Raw genomic sequence first — 16,791 nt, forward strand, 5'->3', positions numbered from 1 at the left:
TCAGCGCCGCGCTGCTGCGGATGGCGGAGGCGCACCGCCGCACGCTCGACCAATTGTCCTCCGGCGTCGCGGTGTTCGACGCCCAGCGCCGGCTCGCCTTCTACAACGATTCCTATCGCCGGCTGTGGGATCTCGACCGCACCTTCCTCGACGGCAATCCCGACGATTCCAGCGTGCTCGACCGGCTGCGCCAAGCGCGAAAACTGCCGGAGCAGCCGGATTTCCGGGCCTGGAAGGCGCGGATTCACGAGGCCTATCACGCCGTCGATCCGGCCAAGGACGTCTGGTATCTGCCCGACGGCCGCGCGCTGTCGATCGTCACCACGCCGAATCCCGAAGGCGGCGTCACCTATCTGTTCGACGACGTCACCGAAAGCCTGGAGCTGGCGCGCCGCTTCGACGGGCTGATCAACGTGCAGCGCGAGACGCTGGACAATCTGGCCGAGGCGGTCGCGGTGTTCGGCAGCAACGGCTGCGCGCAACTGTTCAATCCGCCGTTCGCGCGGATGTGGAATCTGGCGCCCGAGGCGATGGGGCTGCAGCCGCATATCGAGACCGTCGAGGAATGGTGCCGGCCGTTGTTCGACGACGCCGCGACCTGGCAGACCTTGCGCGGCGCCATCACCGGGATCGACGACCGCGTCTCGGTGCCGCTCAAGCTCGAGCGCAAGGACGGCAGCGTGCTGGACTGCCGCACCATGCCGCTGCCCGACGGCGCCACCATGCTGACCTTCCAGGACATCACCGACACCGAGAATGTCGAGCGGGCGCTGCGCGAGCGCAACGAGGCGCTGGAGACCGCCGACCAGATGAAGGTCGATTTCGTCCACCACGTCTCCTACGAACTGCGCTCGCCGCTGACCACCATCATCGGCTTCGCGCATTTCCTCAGCGATCCGTCGACCGGGCCGTTGACCGAGAAGCAGGCGGAATATCTCAGCTACATCACCACCTCGACCAACGCGCTGCTGGCGATCATCAACAACATCCTCGACCTCGCCACGCTCGACGCCGGAGCGATGACGCTGAACCTCGGCCAGGTCGACATCCGCAAGGCGATCGAGGCCGCCACCGAAGGCATCCAGGACCGGCTGGCCCGCGACCACATCGTGCTCGAAGTCGAAGCCGCGCCGGACATCGGCTATTTCATGGCCGACGAACGCCGCGTGGTGCAGGTGCTGTACAATCTTTTGGCCAACGCGGTGGGCTTCTCGCCGCAGCACGCCGCGATCACGCTCAGCGCCCGGCGCACCGAGAAGACCGTGGTGTTCACCGTGACCGACACCGGCCCGGGGATTCCGCCCGACGTCAAGGAGAAGGTGTTCGACTGGTTCGAAAGCCATTCCAACGGCTCGCGGCATCGCGGCGCCGGGCTCGGGCTGTCGCTGGTGCGCTCCTTCGTCGAGCTGCACGGCGGCAAGGTGCGGATCGATTCGGTGGTCGGCAAGGGCACCACGCTGACCTGTTCGTTTCCGATCGATCAAACGCAGCAACGCAACGCCGCTGAATGAGCACCCCCGTCACATTCTCGCTGGCGCTGGTCAACGAGACCGCAACCGCAAATCTGATGGCGGACCTGGCGCTCTTGATCGGCGCCGGCGACGTCATCACGCTGTCCGGCGATCTCGGCACCGGCAAGACCGCGGCGGCGCGGGCGATGATCCGCTATCTCGCCGGCGACGCCGAGCTCGAAGTGCCGAGCCCGACCTTCACGCTGGTGCAGAGCTACGAGCTGCCGCCGTTTCCGCTGCTGCACGCCGACCTCTACCGCATCGAGGATGCGTCCGAACTAGAAGAGATCGGGCTGTCGCCATTGCCCGAGGGCAGCGTCGTGTTGATCGAATGGCCGGAGCGCGCGCCGGATCTGTTGCCCGAAGATCGCATCGACATCGCGCTGACCCATCGCCCGGCGCTCGGCACCGCCGCGCGCGCCGCGGAAATCACCGGGCACGGCAAGGCGGCGGCGCAGGTCGACCGGCTGATCACCCTGCTCGGATTTCTCGACGAATCCGGCCATGCCGACGCGCGGCGGCAACGCATGGCCGGCGACGCCTCGACGCGGTCCTATGCGCGGCTGATCCGCGACGATGTGGCGGTGATCCTGATGAATTCGCCGCCGCGCCCGGACGGCCCGGCGATCTATCACGGCAAGAGCTACAGCGCCGCGGTGCATCTGGCCGAGGACGTCAGGCCGTTCGTGGCGATCGCCGATGGATTGCGCGAGCGCGGCTTCTCGGCGCCGGCGATCCATCACGCCGACCTCGAAGCCGGGTTTCTGATCACCGAGGATTTCGGCAGCGAGAGCTTCCTCGCCGGCGAGCCGCCCCAGCCGATCGCCGAACGCTATCAGGCCGCCACCGACATGCTGGCGGCGCTGCACCGCGAGACGCTGCCGGAGACGGTGCCGCTGTCGCCGCGCGCCGTCTACGCGATCCCCCGCTTCGACGTCGAGGCGATGCTGATTGAAATCGGGCTGATGCCACAATGGTATCTGCCGGATCGCGGCGCCGCGCCGAGCGCCGCGCAGCGCGACGAATTGGTCGGCATCTGGCGCGCGCTGCTGCAGCCGCACCAGGCCGAGCCGGTCACCTGGGTGCTGCGCGACTTTCATTCGCCCAACCTGATCTGGCTCGACGACCGCGACGGCATCGCCAAGGTCGGGGTGATCGATTTTCAGGACGCCGTGCTGGGACCCGCGGCCTACGATCTGGCGTCGCTGCTGCAGGACACCAGGGTCGACGTCCCGGAACCGCTCGAACTGGCGCTGTTGGCGCGCTACATCAAGGCGCGGCGCGCGGCGGATGACGGCTTCGACGCGGTGGCGTTCGCCGAAACTTACGCGGTGATGTCGGCGCAGCGCAACACCCGGCTGCTCGGCACCTTCTCACGGCTCAACCGCCGCGACGGCAAACCGCAATATCTTCGCCACCTGCCGCGGATCTGGACCTATCTCAATCGCTCGCTGGCGCATCCGAAACTGGCGCCGCTGCGCGACTGGGTTGCCGCCCATGTACCGCCGCCGGCCTGAGCTGCCCGCCTTTACCGATTGTTAGCCGAGCCGCCGATAGTCTCGCCCGCAGACCCGCATGTTCCGCGGGGGCGCAGTGCTGTGCGGACGGAGTGAGAGACCATGGCTGTTGCCGAGCGCCGCAAGGGCGCGCGCGTGGTGTTCGAACGAGGCCTCGACGCCCACATGATGGCGATCGACGGCACCTGGCGCCGCGCCTGCAAGGTGGCGGACATCTCCGAGATCGGCGCCAAGCTGACCATCGAAGGCTCGGTGGAGGGGCTCAACCTCAAGGAATTCTTCCTGCTGCTGTCGTCGACCGGGCTCGCCTATCGCCGCTGCGAACTAACCTGGGTCAATGGCGACCAGATCGGCGTCAATTTCCTGCGCCCCAACGACAAGAAGAAGCGCGGCGCCGAGCGCGGCAAGCCGCAGGCCGCCACCCCCTGAAAGCCCGGCTGCCTCGCACGCCGCCACCCTTGCGCCGCGGCGGCGTCGTATATCCGTCATCGCCGACCATTATTGCGGGACCGGGCCGACCGATGGCCCGGATGCAACGCCGCCGGATTGCGTGCTAAACTGATTTGCAGCGAATCCGAAACAGCCTTTTCCTGAGATCCTTGCAGTCGAGAGCGTCGATGTCCGTCAAGCCAGACAGAGCCATGATCCTCGCCGCCGGGCTCGGCCTGCGGATGCGGCCGATCACCGACACGATTCCGAAACCGCTGGTCAGCGTCGCCGGCAAGCCGCTGCTCGACCACGTGCTCGATCGCCTCGCCGACGCCGGCGTCGCCGAGGCGGTGGTCAATGTGCATTACCTGCCCGACCAGATCATCGACCATGTCGCCGGCCGCAAGCAGCCGCGGGTGCTGATCTCCGACGAGCGCGACGCGGTGCGGGGCACCGGCGGCGCCGTGGTCAAGGCGCTGCCTCTGCTCGGCGCCGCGCCATTCTATCACCTCAACGCCGACACGATGTGGATCGACGGCGCGCAGTCCAATCTGGCGCGGCTCGCCGCCACCTTCGATCCGGAGCGCATGGACATCCTGCTGCTGATGGCGGCCACCGCCAACTCCATCGGCTACAGCGGCAGCGGCGATTATGCGATGGCGCCGGACGGCACCTTGCGCAAGCGCAAGGAGCTCGAAGTGGTGCCGTTCGTCTATGCCGGGGTGGCGATCCTGTCGCCGCAGCTGTTCGCCGACGCGCCGCAGGGCGAGTTTCCGCTGACCAAGATCTTCGACCGGGTGAGCGAGCAGGGTCGGCTGTTCGGGTTGCGGCTCGACGGCGTGTGGATGCATGTCGGCACCCCGGACGCGATTCCTGTCGCCGAGCGCGCCTACCTCGCCAGCAGCGTGGTCTGAGGCGTTTCGCGACCCATCCTTCGAGACGCCGGCTACGCGCTTCGCCGGGCTCCGCAGGATGACGACGAAGATTTTGAATCTGTTAGGGAATGACACAACGGGCCGTCATCCTGAGGTGCGCGCCAGAACCGGCGCCCCCAAATGCAGGGCGTTTCGTGGCGCGCCTCGAAGGATGACCCCACGGGCAATGCAGCCGCGGGCCCGTCGCTCTCCCGCCGCGCATCGCCCCATGGCATGATGCACCCGTTCGGCGAATCGGGATGATCATGCGCGTTTTCAATATTCCGGCCTCGGCGCCGTTCCTGCGGACGCTAATTGCCGCGCTGGTCGAGGGCCGGCTGGTGCCGGGCTTCGACGCCCGCGCCGATCCCGACCGGCTCGCCGAGGCCACGCTGTATCTGCCGACGCGGCGCGCCGGACGGATGGCGCGCGAGATCTTTCTCGACGTGCTGCAGAGCGACGCTGTGCTGCTGCCGCAGATCGTCGCTCTGCAGGACGTCGACGAGGACGAACTGGCATTCGCCGAACAGTCGGAGCCGTTCAGCGCCGCCGCCCCGCTCGACCTGCCGCGGAAGTTCGAACTGCTGCACCGCCGGCTGGCGCTGGCGCAATTGGTCGCCGCCTGGGGCAAGGAGCTGGCGCCGCTGGTGGTCGGCGGCCCGGCCTCGGCGCTGGCGCTGGCCGGCGATCTGGCGCGGCTGATGGACGACATGGCGACCCGCAAGGTCGATTGGAAACGGCTCGACGGGCTGGTGCCCGATGAGCTTGACGAATATTGGCAGAAGTCGCTGCAATTCCTGAAGATCGCGCGGGAATATTGGCCGGCCTATCTCGCCGCCAACGGACTGATTGAACCGGCGGCGCGGCGCGACCAGTTGATCGATGCGGAAGCCAAGCGGCTCGCCGCGCATCACGCCGGGCCGGTGATCGCCGCCGGCTCCACCGGCTCGATGCCGGCGACCGCGCAGTTTCTGCGCGCCATCGCCGCGTTGCCGCAGAGCGCGGTGGTGCTGCCGGGGCTCGACACCGACCTCGACGACGACGCCTGGCAAAAGATCGGCGGCGGCAAAGCCGACGACATCACGCCGCCGTCGTCGAACCATCCGCAATTCGCGCTGCACGCGTTGCTCGAGACCTTCGGCATCGAGCGCCGCGACGTCGTCGCCTTGGCCGAGCCCGCGCCGCGCGGCCGCGAGCTGCTTGCCTCCGAGGCGATGCGGCCCTCCAACGCCACCGCGCAATGGCACCAGCGGCTCGCCGAGCCCGCGGTCGCGCAAAGCATCGCCGCCGGCATGCAAGATCTCGCGGTGATCGCCGCCGACAATCCGGAGCTGGAAGCGCTGGCGATCGCGGTGGCGATGCGGCAGGCGCGCGAACTCAACAAATCCGCGGCGCTGGTGACGCCCGACCGTGCGCTGGCGCGGCGGGTGATGGCGGCGCTGGGGCGCTGGAATTTGCCGTTCGACGATTCCGGCGGCGACGCCCTGACCGATACTCCGCATGGCATTTTCGCGCGCCTTGCGGCACAAGCCGCGACCGCGCAGCTCGAGCCGCCCACTTTGCTGGCGCTGTTGAAGCATCCGCTGCTGCGGCTCGGCCAGGCCGCTGGTTTCTGGCGCGACGCCGTCCACACCCTGGAACAGGCGGTGCTGCGCGGCACCCGCCCCGCCGCGGGCAGCGCCGGCCTCTTGCGCGACTTCGCCCGCTTCCGCGACGAACTCGGCAAGCTGCGCCGCGGCGAGGCCTCGATGCTGCACGGCTCCGAGCCGCGCGCCCGGCTGAAGGACGATGCGCTCGATCGCGCGCAGGCGCTGATCGGCGAATTGCAGGCCGCGCTGGCGCCGCCGGAAGCGCTCGACCCCGATAAGCCTTTGGATTTTTCCGAGCTTGCGCGCCGCCATCGCGAAATCATCGCGGCGCTGTCTTGCGACGACAACGGTTTTGCCGCGGCGTTCGACGGCCTGCAGGGCAACGCGCTGGAATCCGCGTTCGACGATCTGCCGACGCCGAGCGGGCTCAACGCGCAGCCCGGCGACTACCCGGAATTATTCCAGACCGCGTTCGCCGACCGCCCGGTGCGCCGGCCGGAAGCCGAGAGCGCGTCGCTGCGGATCTTTGGTCCTTTGGAAGCGCGGCTGACGCAATGCGACCGGGTGATTCTCGGCGGCCTGGTCGAAGGCATCTGGCCGCCGGCGCCGCGCAGCGATCCGTGGCTGAGCCGGCCGATGCGGCATCAACTCAAACTCGACCTGCCGGAGCGCCGCATCGGGCTGTCGGCGCATGACTTCGCTCAAATGCTCGGCGCTGACGAGGTGATCCTCAGCCACGCCGCCAAGGTCGCCGGCGCGCCGGCGGTGGCGTCGCGCTTCCTGCATCGGCTGGAGGCGGTGGCCGGCGCCGAACGCTGGCGCGAGGCCGAAGCACGCGGAAAAGTCTATCTGGATTATGCCCACGCGCTCGACCGCCCCGACAAGGTGGTGCCGATCGCGCAGCCGATGCCGCGGCCGCCGCGCGAGGCCCGGCCGCTGCAATTGTCGGTCACCGCGATCGAGGACTGGCTGCGCGATCCCTACACCATCTACGCCAAGTTCATCCTCCGCCTGGCGCCGCTCGATCCGGTCGACATGCCGCTGTCGGCGGCGGATCGCGGCTCGGCAATCCACGAGGCGCTCGGCGAATTCACGCAAGTTTTCGCGCAGGCGCTGCCGGACGATCCGGCGGCGGCGCTGCGCGCCATCGGGCAAAAACATTTCGCGCCGCTGATGGAGCGGCCGGAGGCGCGCGCGCTGTGGTGGCCGCGGTTTTTGCGGATCGCCAATTGGTTCGCCACCTGGGAGGCCGAGCGGCGGCTCAACGTCGCCCATGTCGATGCCGAGACCCGCGGCGAACTCAAGATCCGGCTCGACGCCATGCGCAGCTTCGTGCTGTCCGCCCGCGCCGACCGCATCGAGCGCCGCGCCGACCGCACCTTTGCGATCCTCGACTACAAGACCGGCCGGCCGCCGACCGGCAAGCAGGTGCGCATGGGGCTGTCGCCGCAACTCACTCTGGAAGCCGCGATCCTGCGCGACGGCGGCTTCGAGGGCATCGCTGCCGGCTCTTCGGTGAGTGAACTGGTCTACGTCAAGCTCAGCGGCAACAACCCGCCCGGCGAAGAAAAAATCCTCGAACTGAAACGCGACCGCGCCGAGGAGGCGCTGTTTCCCGACGACGCCGCGATCGAGGCCCGCGCCAAGCTGGAAGCCTTGATCCGCAAATTCGACGATGTCGCCACCCCCTACTCCTCGCTGAACCTGCCGATGTGGGCGAACCGCTACGGCGACTACGACGATCTGGCGCGGATCAAGGAATGGTCGGCGGCCGGCGGCCTCGGAGACGACCAATGAGCGGGCGCATGATTCCGCCCGCCGCCACCGAGCGGCAGGTGCGGGCCTCCGATCCGACCGCGTCGGTGTTCGTCTCTGCGAACGCCGGCTCCGGCAAGACCCACGTGCTGGTGCAGCGGGTGATCCGGCTGCTGCTCGCCGGCGTGCCGCCGGAAAAGATCCTCTGCATCACCTTCACCAAGGCCGCCGCCGCCAACATGGCGCAGCGGGTGTTCACCACGCTCGGGCATTGGGTGACGCTGAGTGACGACGCGCTCGACGCCGCGATCCGCGCCGCCGGCATCGCCCAGCCCGACGCGCGCTTGCGGATGCGGGCGCGGGAATTGTTCGCCTGCGCGCTGGAAACTCCCGGCGGGCTCAAGGTGCAGACCATCCACGCTTTATGCACCCGGCTGCTGCAGCAGTTTCCGTTCGAGGCCAATGTGCCGGCGCGGTTCGCGGTGTTAGATGAGCGCGACCAGACCGAGATGATGGAGCGCGCCAGTCTCTCGGTGCTGCTGCAGGCGGCGCAAGCGCCGGACAGCGCCGCCGGCCGCGCGCTGACCGTGGCGATGACCAGCGCCGCCGACGTGACGTTTCGCGACGTGGTGCGCGACGCCTGCTTCAGCCGCGACAAGTTCATGACCTGGATCGACCGCGCCGGCTCCACCGAGGCTGCGATGGCGCAGCTCTCCGCGGCGCTCGGCGTGACGCCCGACGACACCTCTGCGGCGGTCAACCAGGAAATCGTCGACGGGCCGAACCTGCCGCGGGCGCGCTGGGAAAAGGCCGCGTCGATTCTCGAGGGCGGCAGCAAGACCGACGGCGATCAGGCCGAGCGGCTGCGGCAGGCCGCGACGCTCGACGGCAACGACCAGATCGCGCGCTATCTGCAGATCTTCCTGACCAAGGATTTCACCCCGCGCAAGACGCTCGCCACCAAGAAGATCGCCGAGGCCCGCCCCGATCTGGTCGCGGCGCTGAAGCGCGAATGCGAGCGGATCGGGCCATTGCTGGAGCGGCGCCGCGCGCTGGCGCTGCGCGAGCGCACCCAGGCACTATTGGTGATCGCCAGCGACGTCGCGGCAAATTACGCGCGGCAGAAGCAGGATCGCGGGCTGTTGGACTATGACGACCTGATCGACAAGACGCTCGACATGCTGAACCGGATTTCGTCGGGCTGGGTGCATTACAAGCTCGACCGCGGCGTCGACCACGTACTGATCGACGAGGCGCAGGACACCAGCCCGCGGCAATGGGACATCGTCGATCACCTGATCTCCGAATTCACCGCCGGCGCCGGCGCCCGCGACGTCAAACGCACCATCTTCGCGGTCGGCGACGAGAAGCAGTCGATCTTCTCGTTCCAGGGCGCCTCGCCGCGCGAATTCGCACTGCGCCGCAGCGCTTTGCAGACCCGCTTTCGCAACGCCGAACTGAAATTCGATCCGATCAGCTTCAACTACTCGTTCCGCTCAGGTGCGGCGATCCTGCAATCGGTCGACCACGTGTTTCGCGACGCGGCGATCTATCGCAGCATCCACGCCGACACCACCTACCCGATCCACGAATCGCTGGCGGATGCCGGCCCCAGCCTGATCGACCTGTGGGAATTGCAGCAGCCCGACGAGCGCCAGGACCTCGAAGGCTGGCGCGCGCCGTTCGACGCGCTGCCGGAGACCAGCCCCGAGGTGAAGCTGGCGCAGCGGGTCCAGATCGAAATCGCCGAGCTGATCGGCGCCGGCACGCTGACCGGGCCGAAGGGCGATCGCCGGGCGTTGCGCTATGGCGACGTGCTGATCCTGGTGCGGCGTCGCGGCAAGGCGTTCGACGCCATCATCCAGGCCTTGAAGCGCGGCGGCATTCCGGTCGCCGGCGCCGACCGGCTGAAGCTCACCGAGCACATCGCTATCATCGACCTGATGAACCTCGCCGACGCGCTGTTGTTGCCGCAGGACGATCTGGCGCTGGCGGTGGCGCTGAAGAGCCCGCTGTTCGGGCTCGACGACGACGATCTGTTCACGCTCGCCTGGCAGCGCCGAGGCAGCCTGCGCGCCGCCTTGGCCGCCCACGCCGCGGAGGACGCCAAATTCAAAGCCGCGCATGATCGGCTGCAGGCTTGCGAAGCCAACGCCGCAACACAGACGCCGTTTTCGTTCTACGCCTGGCTGCTCGGCGGCGACGGCGGCCGCGCCCGCATCCTCGCCCGGCTCGGCCATGAGGCGACCGACGCGCTCGACGAATTCCTCGAGCTCGCGCTCGGCTATGAGCGCAAGGCGCCGGCCTCGCTGCAGGGCTTCATGGCCTGGCTGCGCGCCGCCGACACCGAGGTGAAGCGCGACATGGAAATCTCCCGCGACGAGGTCCGGGTGATGACGGTGCACGGCGCCAAGGGGCTGGAAGCCCCGGTGGTGTTCCTGGTCGACACCACCTCGTCGCCGGCCGACACCCAGCGGCTCAACCTGGTGCATCTGCCGCAGGGCAACGCCGCGCCGAACGGCTTGAGCGTTGCGGTGTGGGCCGGCAAGAAGGCCGACGATCCGCCGGTGGTGGCAGAGGCGCGCGCGGCGATGATCGCCGAGACCGAGGACGAATATCGCAGGCTCTTGTATGTGGCGATGACGCGCGCCGCCGACCGGCTGATCGTCGGCGGCTGCCAGCCCGGCAACCGCGCCGAGGTGCGGCCTTTGTCGTGGTACGATCTGATCTGCAAGGGCCTCGAGGGCTCGGGCCTCTCGATGCAGACCGTGCCGCCGCCGGACGGCGTGGTGAAACGCTATTGCCGTCACGAGGATCTCGCCCCGGAGCCGGCCGAAGCCGCAGCGCCGGTGCGCGCGGACGCGCCCGCACCCTCGCCCTTGCCGGCGTGGCTGCGCCAACCGGCCGCGCCGACGCCCGCCTCGGAAAAAGTACTGCGGCCCTCCGACGACGCCGACAGCCGCCGCAGCCGAGCCAAGGACAGTACGGGGCCGCGCGGCCAAGCGCGGCAGCGCGGCCAATTGGTGCACCGGCTATTGCAGTCGCTACCGGACCTGCCGCGCGAGCGCCGCGCCGACGCCGCCGCGGACTATCTGGCGCGCAACACCGATGCCGAGACCTGGCCCACGCCCGACCGCGCGGCTCTGACCGCCGCGGTGCTGGCGCTGATCGACGATCCGCGCCTCGCCGCCCTGTTCGGCCCCGGCAGCCGCGCCGAAGTGCCGATCGCCAGCCGGCTGGCGCGCCCCGGCGGAGAGACGGTGCTGGTCTCCGGCCAGATCGACCGGCTGCTGCTGACGCCAGACGAGGTGCTGCTGGTCGATTTCAAGACCAACCAGGCGCCGCCGCGCAGCCCGGCAGCGGTCCCGGCGGGCTATCTGCGGCAGCTTGCGCTGTATCGCGCGGTGCTCGCCAGATTATACCCCGACAGGGTGCTGCGCGCCGCCCTAATCTGGACAGAAGCCGCTGAAATCATGGAGATTTCCGACAGCGCGCTGGACGCAGGGCTGGCAGCCATCATGTCCGCGTGAGCGTGCTTGACCGGGCTGGAGCGCGTTCTTACGTTGCAAGGCATCTTACCGGCGCGATTCCCGACGCGCCTCTCCAACATTCAAACGAGGTATTCCATGGCCGTTGGCAAGGTTTCAGACGCCGATTTCGAATCCGAAGTGCTCAATGCGGCGGGTCCGGTCGTGGTGGATTTCTGGGCGGAATGGTGCGGCCCCTGCCGCATGATCGCGCCGGCGCTGGACGAGATTTCCGGCGCGCTCGGCGAGAAGGTCAAGATCGTCAAGCTCAATGTCGACGAGAATCCGCACACCGCCTCGAAATACGGCGTGATGTCGATCCCGACGCTGTTGATCTTCAAGGGCGGCGAGATGGCCTCGCGCCAGGTCGGCGCGGCACCGAAGCAGAAGCTGCATCAGTGGATTTCCGCCGCGGTGTAAGCCCGCGCCGATTGTCCTGGTGACGACGGCCCGCTGATCGCGGGCCGTTTTGCTTTGACCGCTACTTCGGCGGCGTGCCGTTGTGCGCCAGCACTTGCCCCGCGAGATACAGCGAGCCGGCGATCAGGATGCGCGGCGGCACCTCATAGGCGAGCCGGCGCAGCGACGACAACGCGGCCTCGACGCTGGCCGCGATCTCCACCCGCAGCCCCAGCTTTCGCGCGGCCTCGGCGAGCTTGTCCGGCGCCATCGCGTCCTCGCGGGAAGGAATCGGCACCGCGATGATGTGCCTTGTGAGGCCTGCGAAATTGCCGAGAAACGCTTCGGCGTCCTTGTTGGCCATCATTCCCGCGATCAGCACCAGGGGCCGCGACACCCGCTCCTCGAGATCGCCGAGCGCCGCCGCGGCGACCCGGCCGCCATCGGCGTTATGGCCGCCGTCGAGCCAGACCTCGCTGCCCGGCGGCGCCGCGTCGACCAAAGCGCCGGCCGTCAGCCGCTGCATCCGCGCCGGCCATTCGGCGCCGGCGACGCCGGCCTCATAGGCGGCGTGGTCGATCCGCAAGCTTTCGATCGCGCGCAGCGTGGCGATCGCCAGCCCAGCATTGTCGAACTGGTGCCGGCCGAACAGTTTTGGCGCGGCGAGGTCCAGCAAGCCGCGGTCGTCCTGATAGACGAGGCGTCCGCGCTCGATGCCGACGTGCCAGTGTTGCCCTGCGGCGTGCAGCGGCGCGTGCAGCCGCCGCGCCTCGGCTTCGATCACCGCCATCGCCGGATCCGGCTGTTCGGCGACGACCACCGGGCAGCCGCGCTTGATGATGCCGGCCTTTTCCGCGGCGATCGCCGCCAGCGTGGTGCCGAGAAATTCGGTGTGGTCGATGCCGATCGGCGCGATCACGCTGACCAAGGGCGGCTCGATCACATTGGTGGCGTCGAGCCTACCGCCGAGCCCGACTTCAAGCAGCAGAAGATCGGCCGGGTGCTGCGCGAACAGCGTCAACGCCGCGGCGGTCTCGATCTCGAACAGCGTGATGGGTTGGCCGGCATTGAGCCGCTCGCAATGGCCAAGCGCGGCAACCAGTTCGTCGTCGCCGACCAGCGCGCCGCCGATCCGGATGCTCTCATTGGGCCGCACCAGCCACGGCGAGGTGTAGGCATGAACGCGCCGGCCGCTCGCTTCCAGGATCGCGCGCAGATAGGCCAGCGTCGAGCCCTTGCCGTTGGTGCCGGCGATATGGATCACCGGCGGCAGGCTGCGCTCGGGATGATCGAGCCGCTGCAGCAGCCGTTGCATACGCTGCAGATCGAGATCGATGCGCTGCGGGTGCAGCCGGGCCAGCCGCGCGCGCAGTTCGGCCAACGGCGTCAGCGGAGCGGCGGCGCCTTCGCTCACGCCGACGGCGCGGCCGGCGCCGGCGTTTGCGCGGCAACGGGAGCCGGCACCGGGACCGGCAGGTCGGAGGTGGCCGGAACGATCTCGGCGACGTCCGGCTCCGGCTCGGGCGCAGGCTCCGGCGGGACAATCACTTCCGGCATCGGCGCTTTGGTCAGGATCCGGCACAGCCGGCCCAGCGTCGCCTTCAGGTCATGGCGGTGCACCACCATGTCGACCATGCCGTGCTCTCTGAGATATTCGGCGCGCTGGAAGCCTTCCGGCAGCTTCTCGCGAATCGTCTGCTCGATGACGCGGGCGCCGGCGAAACCGATCAGCGCCCCGGGTTCGGCGATCTGCACGTCGCCGAGCATGGCGTAGGACGCGGTGACGCCGCCGGTGGTCGGATTGGTCAACACCACGATGTAGGGCAGCCTGGCATCGCGCAGCATCTGCACGCCGACCGTGGTCCGCGGCATCTGCATCAGCGACAGAATGCCTTCCTGCATCCGCGCGCCGCCGGAGGCCGCGAAAAGGATGAACGGCGCCTGCTTTTCGACCGCCAGTTCGATCCCGCGCACGATCGCCTCGCCGGCCGCCATGCCGAGCGAGCCGCCCATGAAGTCGAAATCCTGCACCGCGACCACGACGCCGGCGCCCTCAAGCTTGCCATAACCGACCTTGATGGCGTCGTTCATGCCGGTCTTGGCGCGGGCATCCTTGATGCGGTCGACATATTTGCGTTCGTCGCGGAATTTCAAAGGATCGGCGGTGACCTCGGGCAGCGCAATGTCGTACCAGGTCTCGTTGTCGAAGATCGATTTCAGCCGCGCCGCGGCGCCCATGCGCATGTGATAGTTGGAGCCGGGGATCACGAACTGGTTGGCTTCAACGTCCTTGTAGAACACCAGATGCCCGGAATCCGGACATTTGATCCACAGGTTCTCCGGCGTCTCACGGCGCAGGATGTTGCGGATCTTGGGGCGAACGACGTTGGTGAGCCAATTCATGATGTACTCCGCGTCGCTGTTGTCCGGGCGTCGCTGTGATCCGGGAGGCGCCCTCCGGTCGCGGACGGCGCGCTGTCTATATGGCGGGCCGGGCCACGCCCGGCAACCCGCACCTTGGTGGACCCTTGGTCCGACGCAATTGTGGCTATTCGGCCGCCTGCTGCGCCGCGTGAACGCCTTTGGCCAGCGCCGCCACCAGATCGGCCACCGCGGTCACCGTCCCGGTCGTGGCGTGGCCCTGGGCGTCGAGGCTGCCGGCCAGCGCGTCGACCAGCGCCGAGCCGACCACCGCGCCATTGGCGTGGCGGGCGATGTCGCGGGCGCCGTCCGGGGTGCGGATGCCGAAACCGACGCAGACCGGCAGCTCGGTGTGGCGCTTGATCCGCGCCACCGCCTGGCCGACCACCGCGGAATCAGCACTTCCCGAGCCGGTGATGCCGGTGATGGAGACGTAATAGACAAAGCCCGAGGTGTTCGCCAGCACCGCCGGCAACCGCTGGTCGTCGGTGGTGGGCGTGGCGAGCCGGATGAAGTTCAGCCCCGCCTTCATCGCCGGCAGGCACAATTCAGAGTCTTCTTCCGGCGGCAGGTCGACGATGATCAGCCCGTCGACGCCGGCCTGCCTGGCATCGGCCAGGAATTTGTCGACACCGTAGATGTAGATCGGATTGTAGTAGCCCATCAGCACCAAGGGCGTGGCGTCGTCGTCGCGGCGGAACGCCTGCACCAGAGCCAGCGTCTTTTTCAGCGTGGTGCCGGCCTTCAGCGCGCGTAAGCCAGCGGCCTGGATCGCCGGGCCATCCGCCATCGGATCAGTGAACGGCATGCCGATCTCGATGATGTCGGCGCCGGCCTTGGGCAGCGCCTTGATCAGCTCAAGCGAGGTGTCGAGATCGGGATCCCCCGCCATCAGGAAGGTGACGAAGGCGGCGCGGCCTTCTTTCTTCAGAGCGGCGAAACGGCTGTCGATGCGGGTGGTCATGAAATGGCGCCTGCGTTCGTTGAGAAGCCCAAGCCCCCACCCCAGCCCTCCCCCGCAAGCGGGAGAGAGAGCAGGCTGTGCTGGGTGGAGAAGTCTTGCTTCACACGCGTGAGTTTGACGGATGAGTTCGCCGCAATGGCGGCCGGTCCCCTCTCCCGCTTGCGGGGGAGGGTTAGGGAGGGGGCGACCAATCGACCGCCGCTCATGTCTTTGCGGCCTTCAGAATCTCCGCGACCTGCGGGATGTCCTTGTCGCCGCGGCCGGAGAGGTTGACCACCATCAGGTGATCCTTCGGCAAGGTCGGCGCGAGCTCCATCACCTTGGCGATGGCGTGGGCCGGCTCCAGCGCCGGGATGATGCCCTCGAGCCGCGACAGCAGCTGGAACGCGGCCAGCGCCTCGTCGTCGGTGGCGCTGAGGTACGTCACCCGGCCGGTTTCGTGCAGCCAGGAATGCTCCGGACCGATGCCGGGATAATCGAGCCCGGCGGAGATCGAATGGCCTTCCTGGATCTGGCCGTCATCGTCCATCAACAGGTAAGTGCGGTTGCCGTGCAGCACGCCGGGGCGGCCGCCGGCGATCGAGGCGGCGTGCAGTTGTGTCAGACCGTGCCCCGCGGCTTCGACGCCGTAGATCTTCACGCTGGGGTCGTCGAGGAACGGATGGAACAGCCCCATCGCATTGGAGCCGCCGCCGATGCAGGCGATCAGCGAATCCGGCAGCCGGCCTTCCGCCTCCTGCATCTGCACTTTGGTCTCGTTGCCGATGATCGACTGGAAATCACGCACCATCATCGGATAGGGATGCGGCCCCGCGACGGTGCCGATGCAGTAGAAAGTGTCGCTGACATTGGTGACCCAGTCGCGCATCGCCTCGTTCATGGCGTCCTTCAGCGTGCGCGCGCCGGCCTGCACCGGCACCACCCTGGCACCGAGCATTTCCATGCGGATCACGTTGGGCTGCTGGCGCTCGACGTCGACCGCTCCCATGAACACGATGCATTCCAGCCCGAACCGCGCGCACAGCGTCGCGGTGGCGACGCCATGCTGGCCGGCGCCGGTCTCGGCGATGATGCGCTTCTTGCCCATCCGGCGCGCGACCATGATCTGGCCGAGCACGTTGTTGACCTTGTGCGAGCCGGTGTGGTTGAGCTCCTCGCGCTTCAGATAGATTTTTGCGCCACCGAGATGCGCGGTGAGGCGCTCGGCCAGATACAGCGGCGAGGGACGGCCGACATAGTCCTTCAGGTAGCCGTCCATCTCGACCTGGAACGCCGGATCGGCTTTCGCGTCCTCATAGGCCTTCTGCAGATCGAGGATCAGCGGCATCAGGGTTTCGGCGACGAAGCGGCCGCCGAAAATGCCGAAATGGCCGGTGTCGTCCGGGCCGGTGCGATAGGAATTGGGCAAAGCTGGATTCATGAGGGGATCAGTTCTTGGCTTGCGCGGGCGGCGCGAATGAAGTCGCGGATCATGTCGGGATCCTTGATACCGGGCGCGCTTTCCACGCCGGAAGAAATATCGACGCCGCCGGCGCCGGTGATGCGCAGCGCCTCGGCGACGTTGCCCGCATCCAGGCCGCCGGACACCATGAAGGGCAGCGCGAGGTTCAGGCCCTCCAGCAGGTGCCAGTCGAACGGCTCGCCGAGGCCGCCCGGGCGCGTGGCGTCCTTCGGCGGCTTGGCATCGAACAGGATCCGGTCGCAGACCGCGGCGTAGCCGGGCAGCACCGCCAGATCGGCTTTGCTGGCCACGGCCAGCGCCTTC

At 68.2% G+C, this 16,791-nt stretch carries 12 protein-coding genes; 7 read left to right on the top strand and 5 right to left on the bottom strand.

Annotated features, from left to right (window positions below):
* The 7 genes from VGC77_RS23185 to trxA form a co-directional block, all read left to right on the top strand.
* The coding region (locus VGC77_RS23185; protein ID WP_331173910.1) for a sensor histidine kinase at window positions 1-1,511 on the top strand (1,511 nt) is incomplete at its 5' end.
* Window positions 1,508-3,028, top strand: a complete 1,521-nt coding sequence (gene tsaE / locus VGC77_RS23190) for a tRNA (adenosine(37)-N6)-threonylcarbamoyltransferase complex ATPase subunit type 1 TsaE (protein WP_331173911.1) — start codon at window positions 1,508-1,510, stop codon at window positions 3,026-3,028. The genes VGC77_RS23185 and tsaE, both read left to right, overlap by 4 nt.
* A 102-nt stretch (window positions 3,029-3,130) precedes the next feature.
* Window positions 3,131-3,457 carry a PilZ domain-containing protein gene (locus tag VGC77_RS23195; RefSeq protein ID WP_331173912.1) on the top strand — a complete coding sequence of 109 codons (327 nt, stop codon included), beginning with the start codon at window positions 3,131-3,133 and terminating at the stop codon, window positions 3,455-3,457.
* A gap of 188 nt (window positions 3,458-3,645) precedes the next feature.
* Complete coding sequence (locus VGC77_RS23200; protein WP_331173913.1) at window positions 3,646-4,371, top strand: nucleotidyltransferase family protein; 726 nt, start codon at window positions 3,646-3,648, stop codon at window positions 4,369-4,371.
* Window positions 4,372-4,637: 266 nt separating this feature from the next.
* The gene (addB, locus tag VGC77_RS23205) at window positions 4,638-7,757 is read left to right on the top strand and encodes a double-strand break repair protein AddB (protein WP_331173914.1); all 3,120 of its coding nucleotides are present in this window, start codon (window positions 4,638-4,640) and stop codon (window positions 7,755-7,757) included.
* On the top strand, window positions 7,754-11,245 hold the full coding sequence (gene addA / locus VGC77_RS23210; RefSeq protein ID WP_331173915.1) for a double-strand break repair helicase AddA: 3,492 nt from the start codon (window positions 7,754-7,756) through the stop codon (window positions 11,243-11,245). Before addB ends, addA begins: the two co-directional genes overlap by 4 nt.
* A gap of 96 nt (window positions 11,246-11,341) precedes the next feature.
* Window positions 11,342-11,662: a thioredoxin gene (gene trxA, locus VGC77_RS23215; protein ID WP_331173916.1), complete on the top strand. Its 321-nt coding sequence runs from the start codon at window positions 11,342-11,344 to the stop codon at window positions 11,660-11,662.
* 61 nt (window positions 11,663-11,723) lie between these two features.
* On the opposite strand, the gene VGC77_RS23220 is transcribed toward trxA, so the two are convergent.
* From VGC77_RS23220 to VGC77_RS23240, 5 genes are all read right to left on the bottom strand, one after another.
* Entirely contained in the window at window positions 11,724-13,055 is a 1,332-nt protein-coding gene (locus VGC77_RS23220; protein ID WP_331173917.1) for a folylpolyglutamate synthase/dihydrofolate synthase family protein, read from the bottom strand.
* Window positions 13,052-14,044, bottom strand: a complete 993-nt coding sequence (accD, locus tag VGC77_RS23225; RefSeq protein ID WP_331173918.1) for an acetyl-CoA carboxylase, carboxyltransferase subunit beta — start codon at window positions 14,042-14,044, stop codon at window positions 13,052-13,054. The genes VGC77_RS23220 and accD overlap by 4 nt, the downstream gene beginning before the upstream one ends.
* Window positions 14,045-14,189: 145 nt before the next feature.
* A complete protein-coding gene (gene trpA / locus VGC77_RS23230) occupies window positions 14,190-15,026 on the bottom strand; it encodes a tryptophan synthase subunit alpha (RefSeq protein WP_331173919.1) in 837 nt (278 codons plus the stop codon).
* Between the two features lie 202 nt (window positions 15,027-15,228).
* Entirely contained in the window at window positions 15,229-16,446 is a 1,218-nt protein-coding gene (trpB, locus tag VGC77_RS23235; RefSeq protein ID WP_331173920.1) for a tryptophan synthase subunit beta, read from the bottom strand.
* Window positions 16,443-16,791: phosphoribosylanthranilate isomerase (locus tag VGC77_RS23240; RefSeq protein ID WP_414709714.1), on the bottom strand; the 349-nt coding region annotated here is incomplete at its 5' end. The genes VGC77_RS23240 and trpB, both read right to left, overlap by 4 nt.

It is taken from the genome of Rhodopseudomonas sp. (assembly GCF_036404135.1).
Taxonomy (GTDB): Bacteria; Pseudomonadota; Alphaproteobacteria; order Rhizobiales; family Xanthobacteraceae; genus Rhodopseudomonas_A.

What these genes read in the sequence shown, in the direction of transcription:
- tsaE (WP_331173911.1), top strand. Translation starts at nt 1,508, where the DNA reads ATGAGCACCCCCGTCACATTCTCGCTGGCGCTGGTCAACGAGACCGCA.
- VGC77_RS23195 (WP_331173912.1), top strand. Translation starts at nt 3,131, where the DNA reads ATGGCTGTTGCCGAGCGCCGCAAGGGCGCGCGCGTGGTGTTCGAACGA.
- VGC77_RS23200 (WP_331173913.1), top strand. Translation starts at nt 3,646, where the DNA reads ATGTCCGTCAAGCCAGACAGAGCCATGATCCTCGCCGCCGGGCTCGGC.
- addB (WP_331173914.1), top strand. Translation starts at nt 4,638, where the DNA reads ATGCGCGTTTTCAATATTCCGGCCTCGGCGCCGTTCCTGCGGACGCTA.
- addA (WP_331173915.1), top strand. Translation starts at nt 7,754, where the DNA reads ATGAGCGGGCGCATGATTCCGCCCGCCGCCACCGAGCGGCAGGTGCGG.
- trxA (WP_331173916.1), top strand. Translation starts at nt 11,342, where the DNA reads ATGGCCGTTGGCAAGGTTTCAGACGCCGATTTCGAATCCGAAGTGCTC.
- accD (WP_331173918.1), bottom strand. Translation starts at nt 14,044, where the DNA reads ATGAATTGGCTCACCAACGTCGTTCGCCCCAAGATCCGCAACATCCTG.
- trpA (WP_331173919.1), bottom strand. Translation starts at nt 15,026, where the DNA reads ATGACCACCCGCATCGACAGCCGTTTCGCCGCTCTGAAGAAAGAAGGC.
- trpB (WP_331173920.1), bottom strand. Translation starts at nt 16,446, where the DNA reads ATGAATCCAGCTTTGCCCAATTCCTATCGCACCGGCCCGGACGACACC.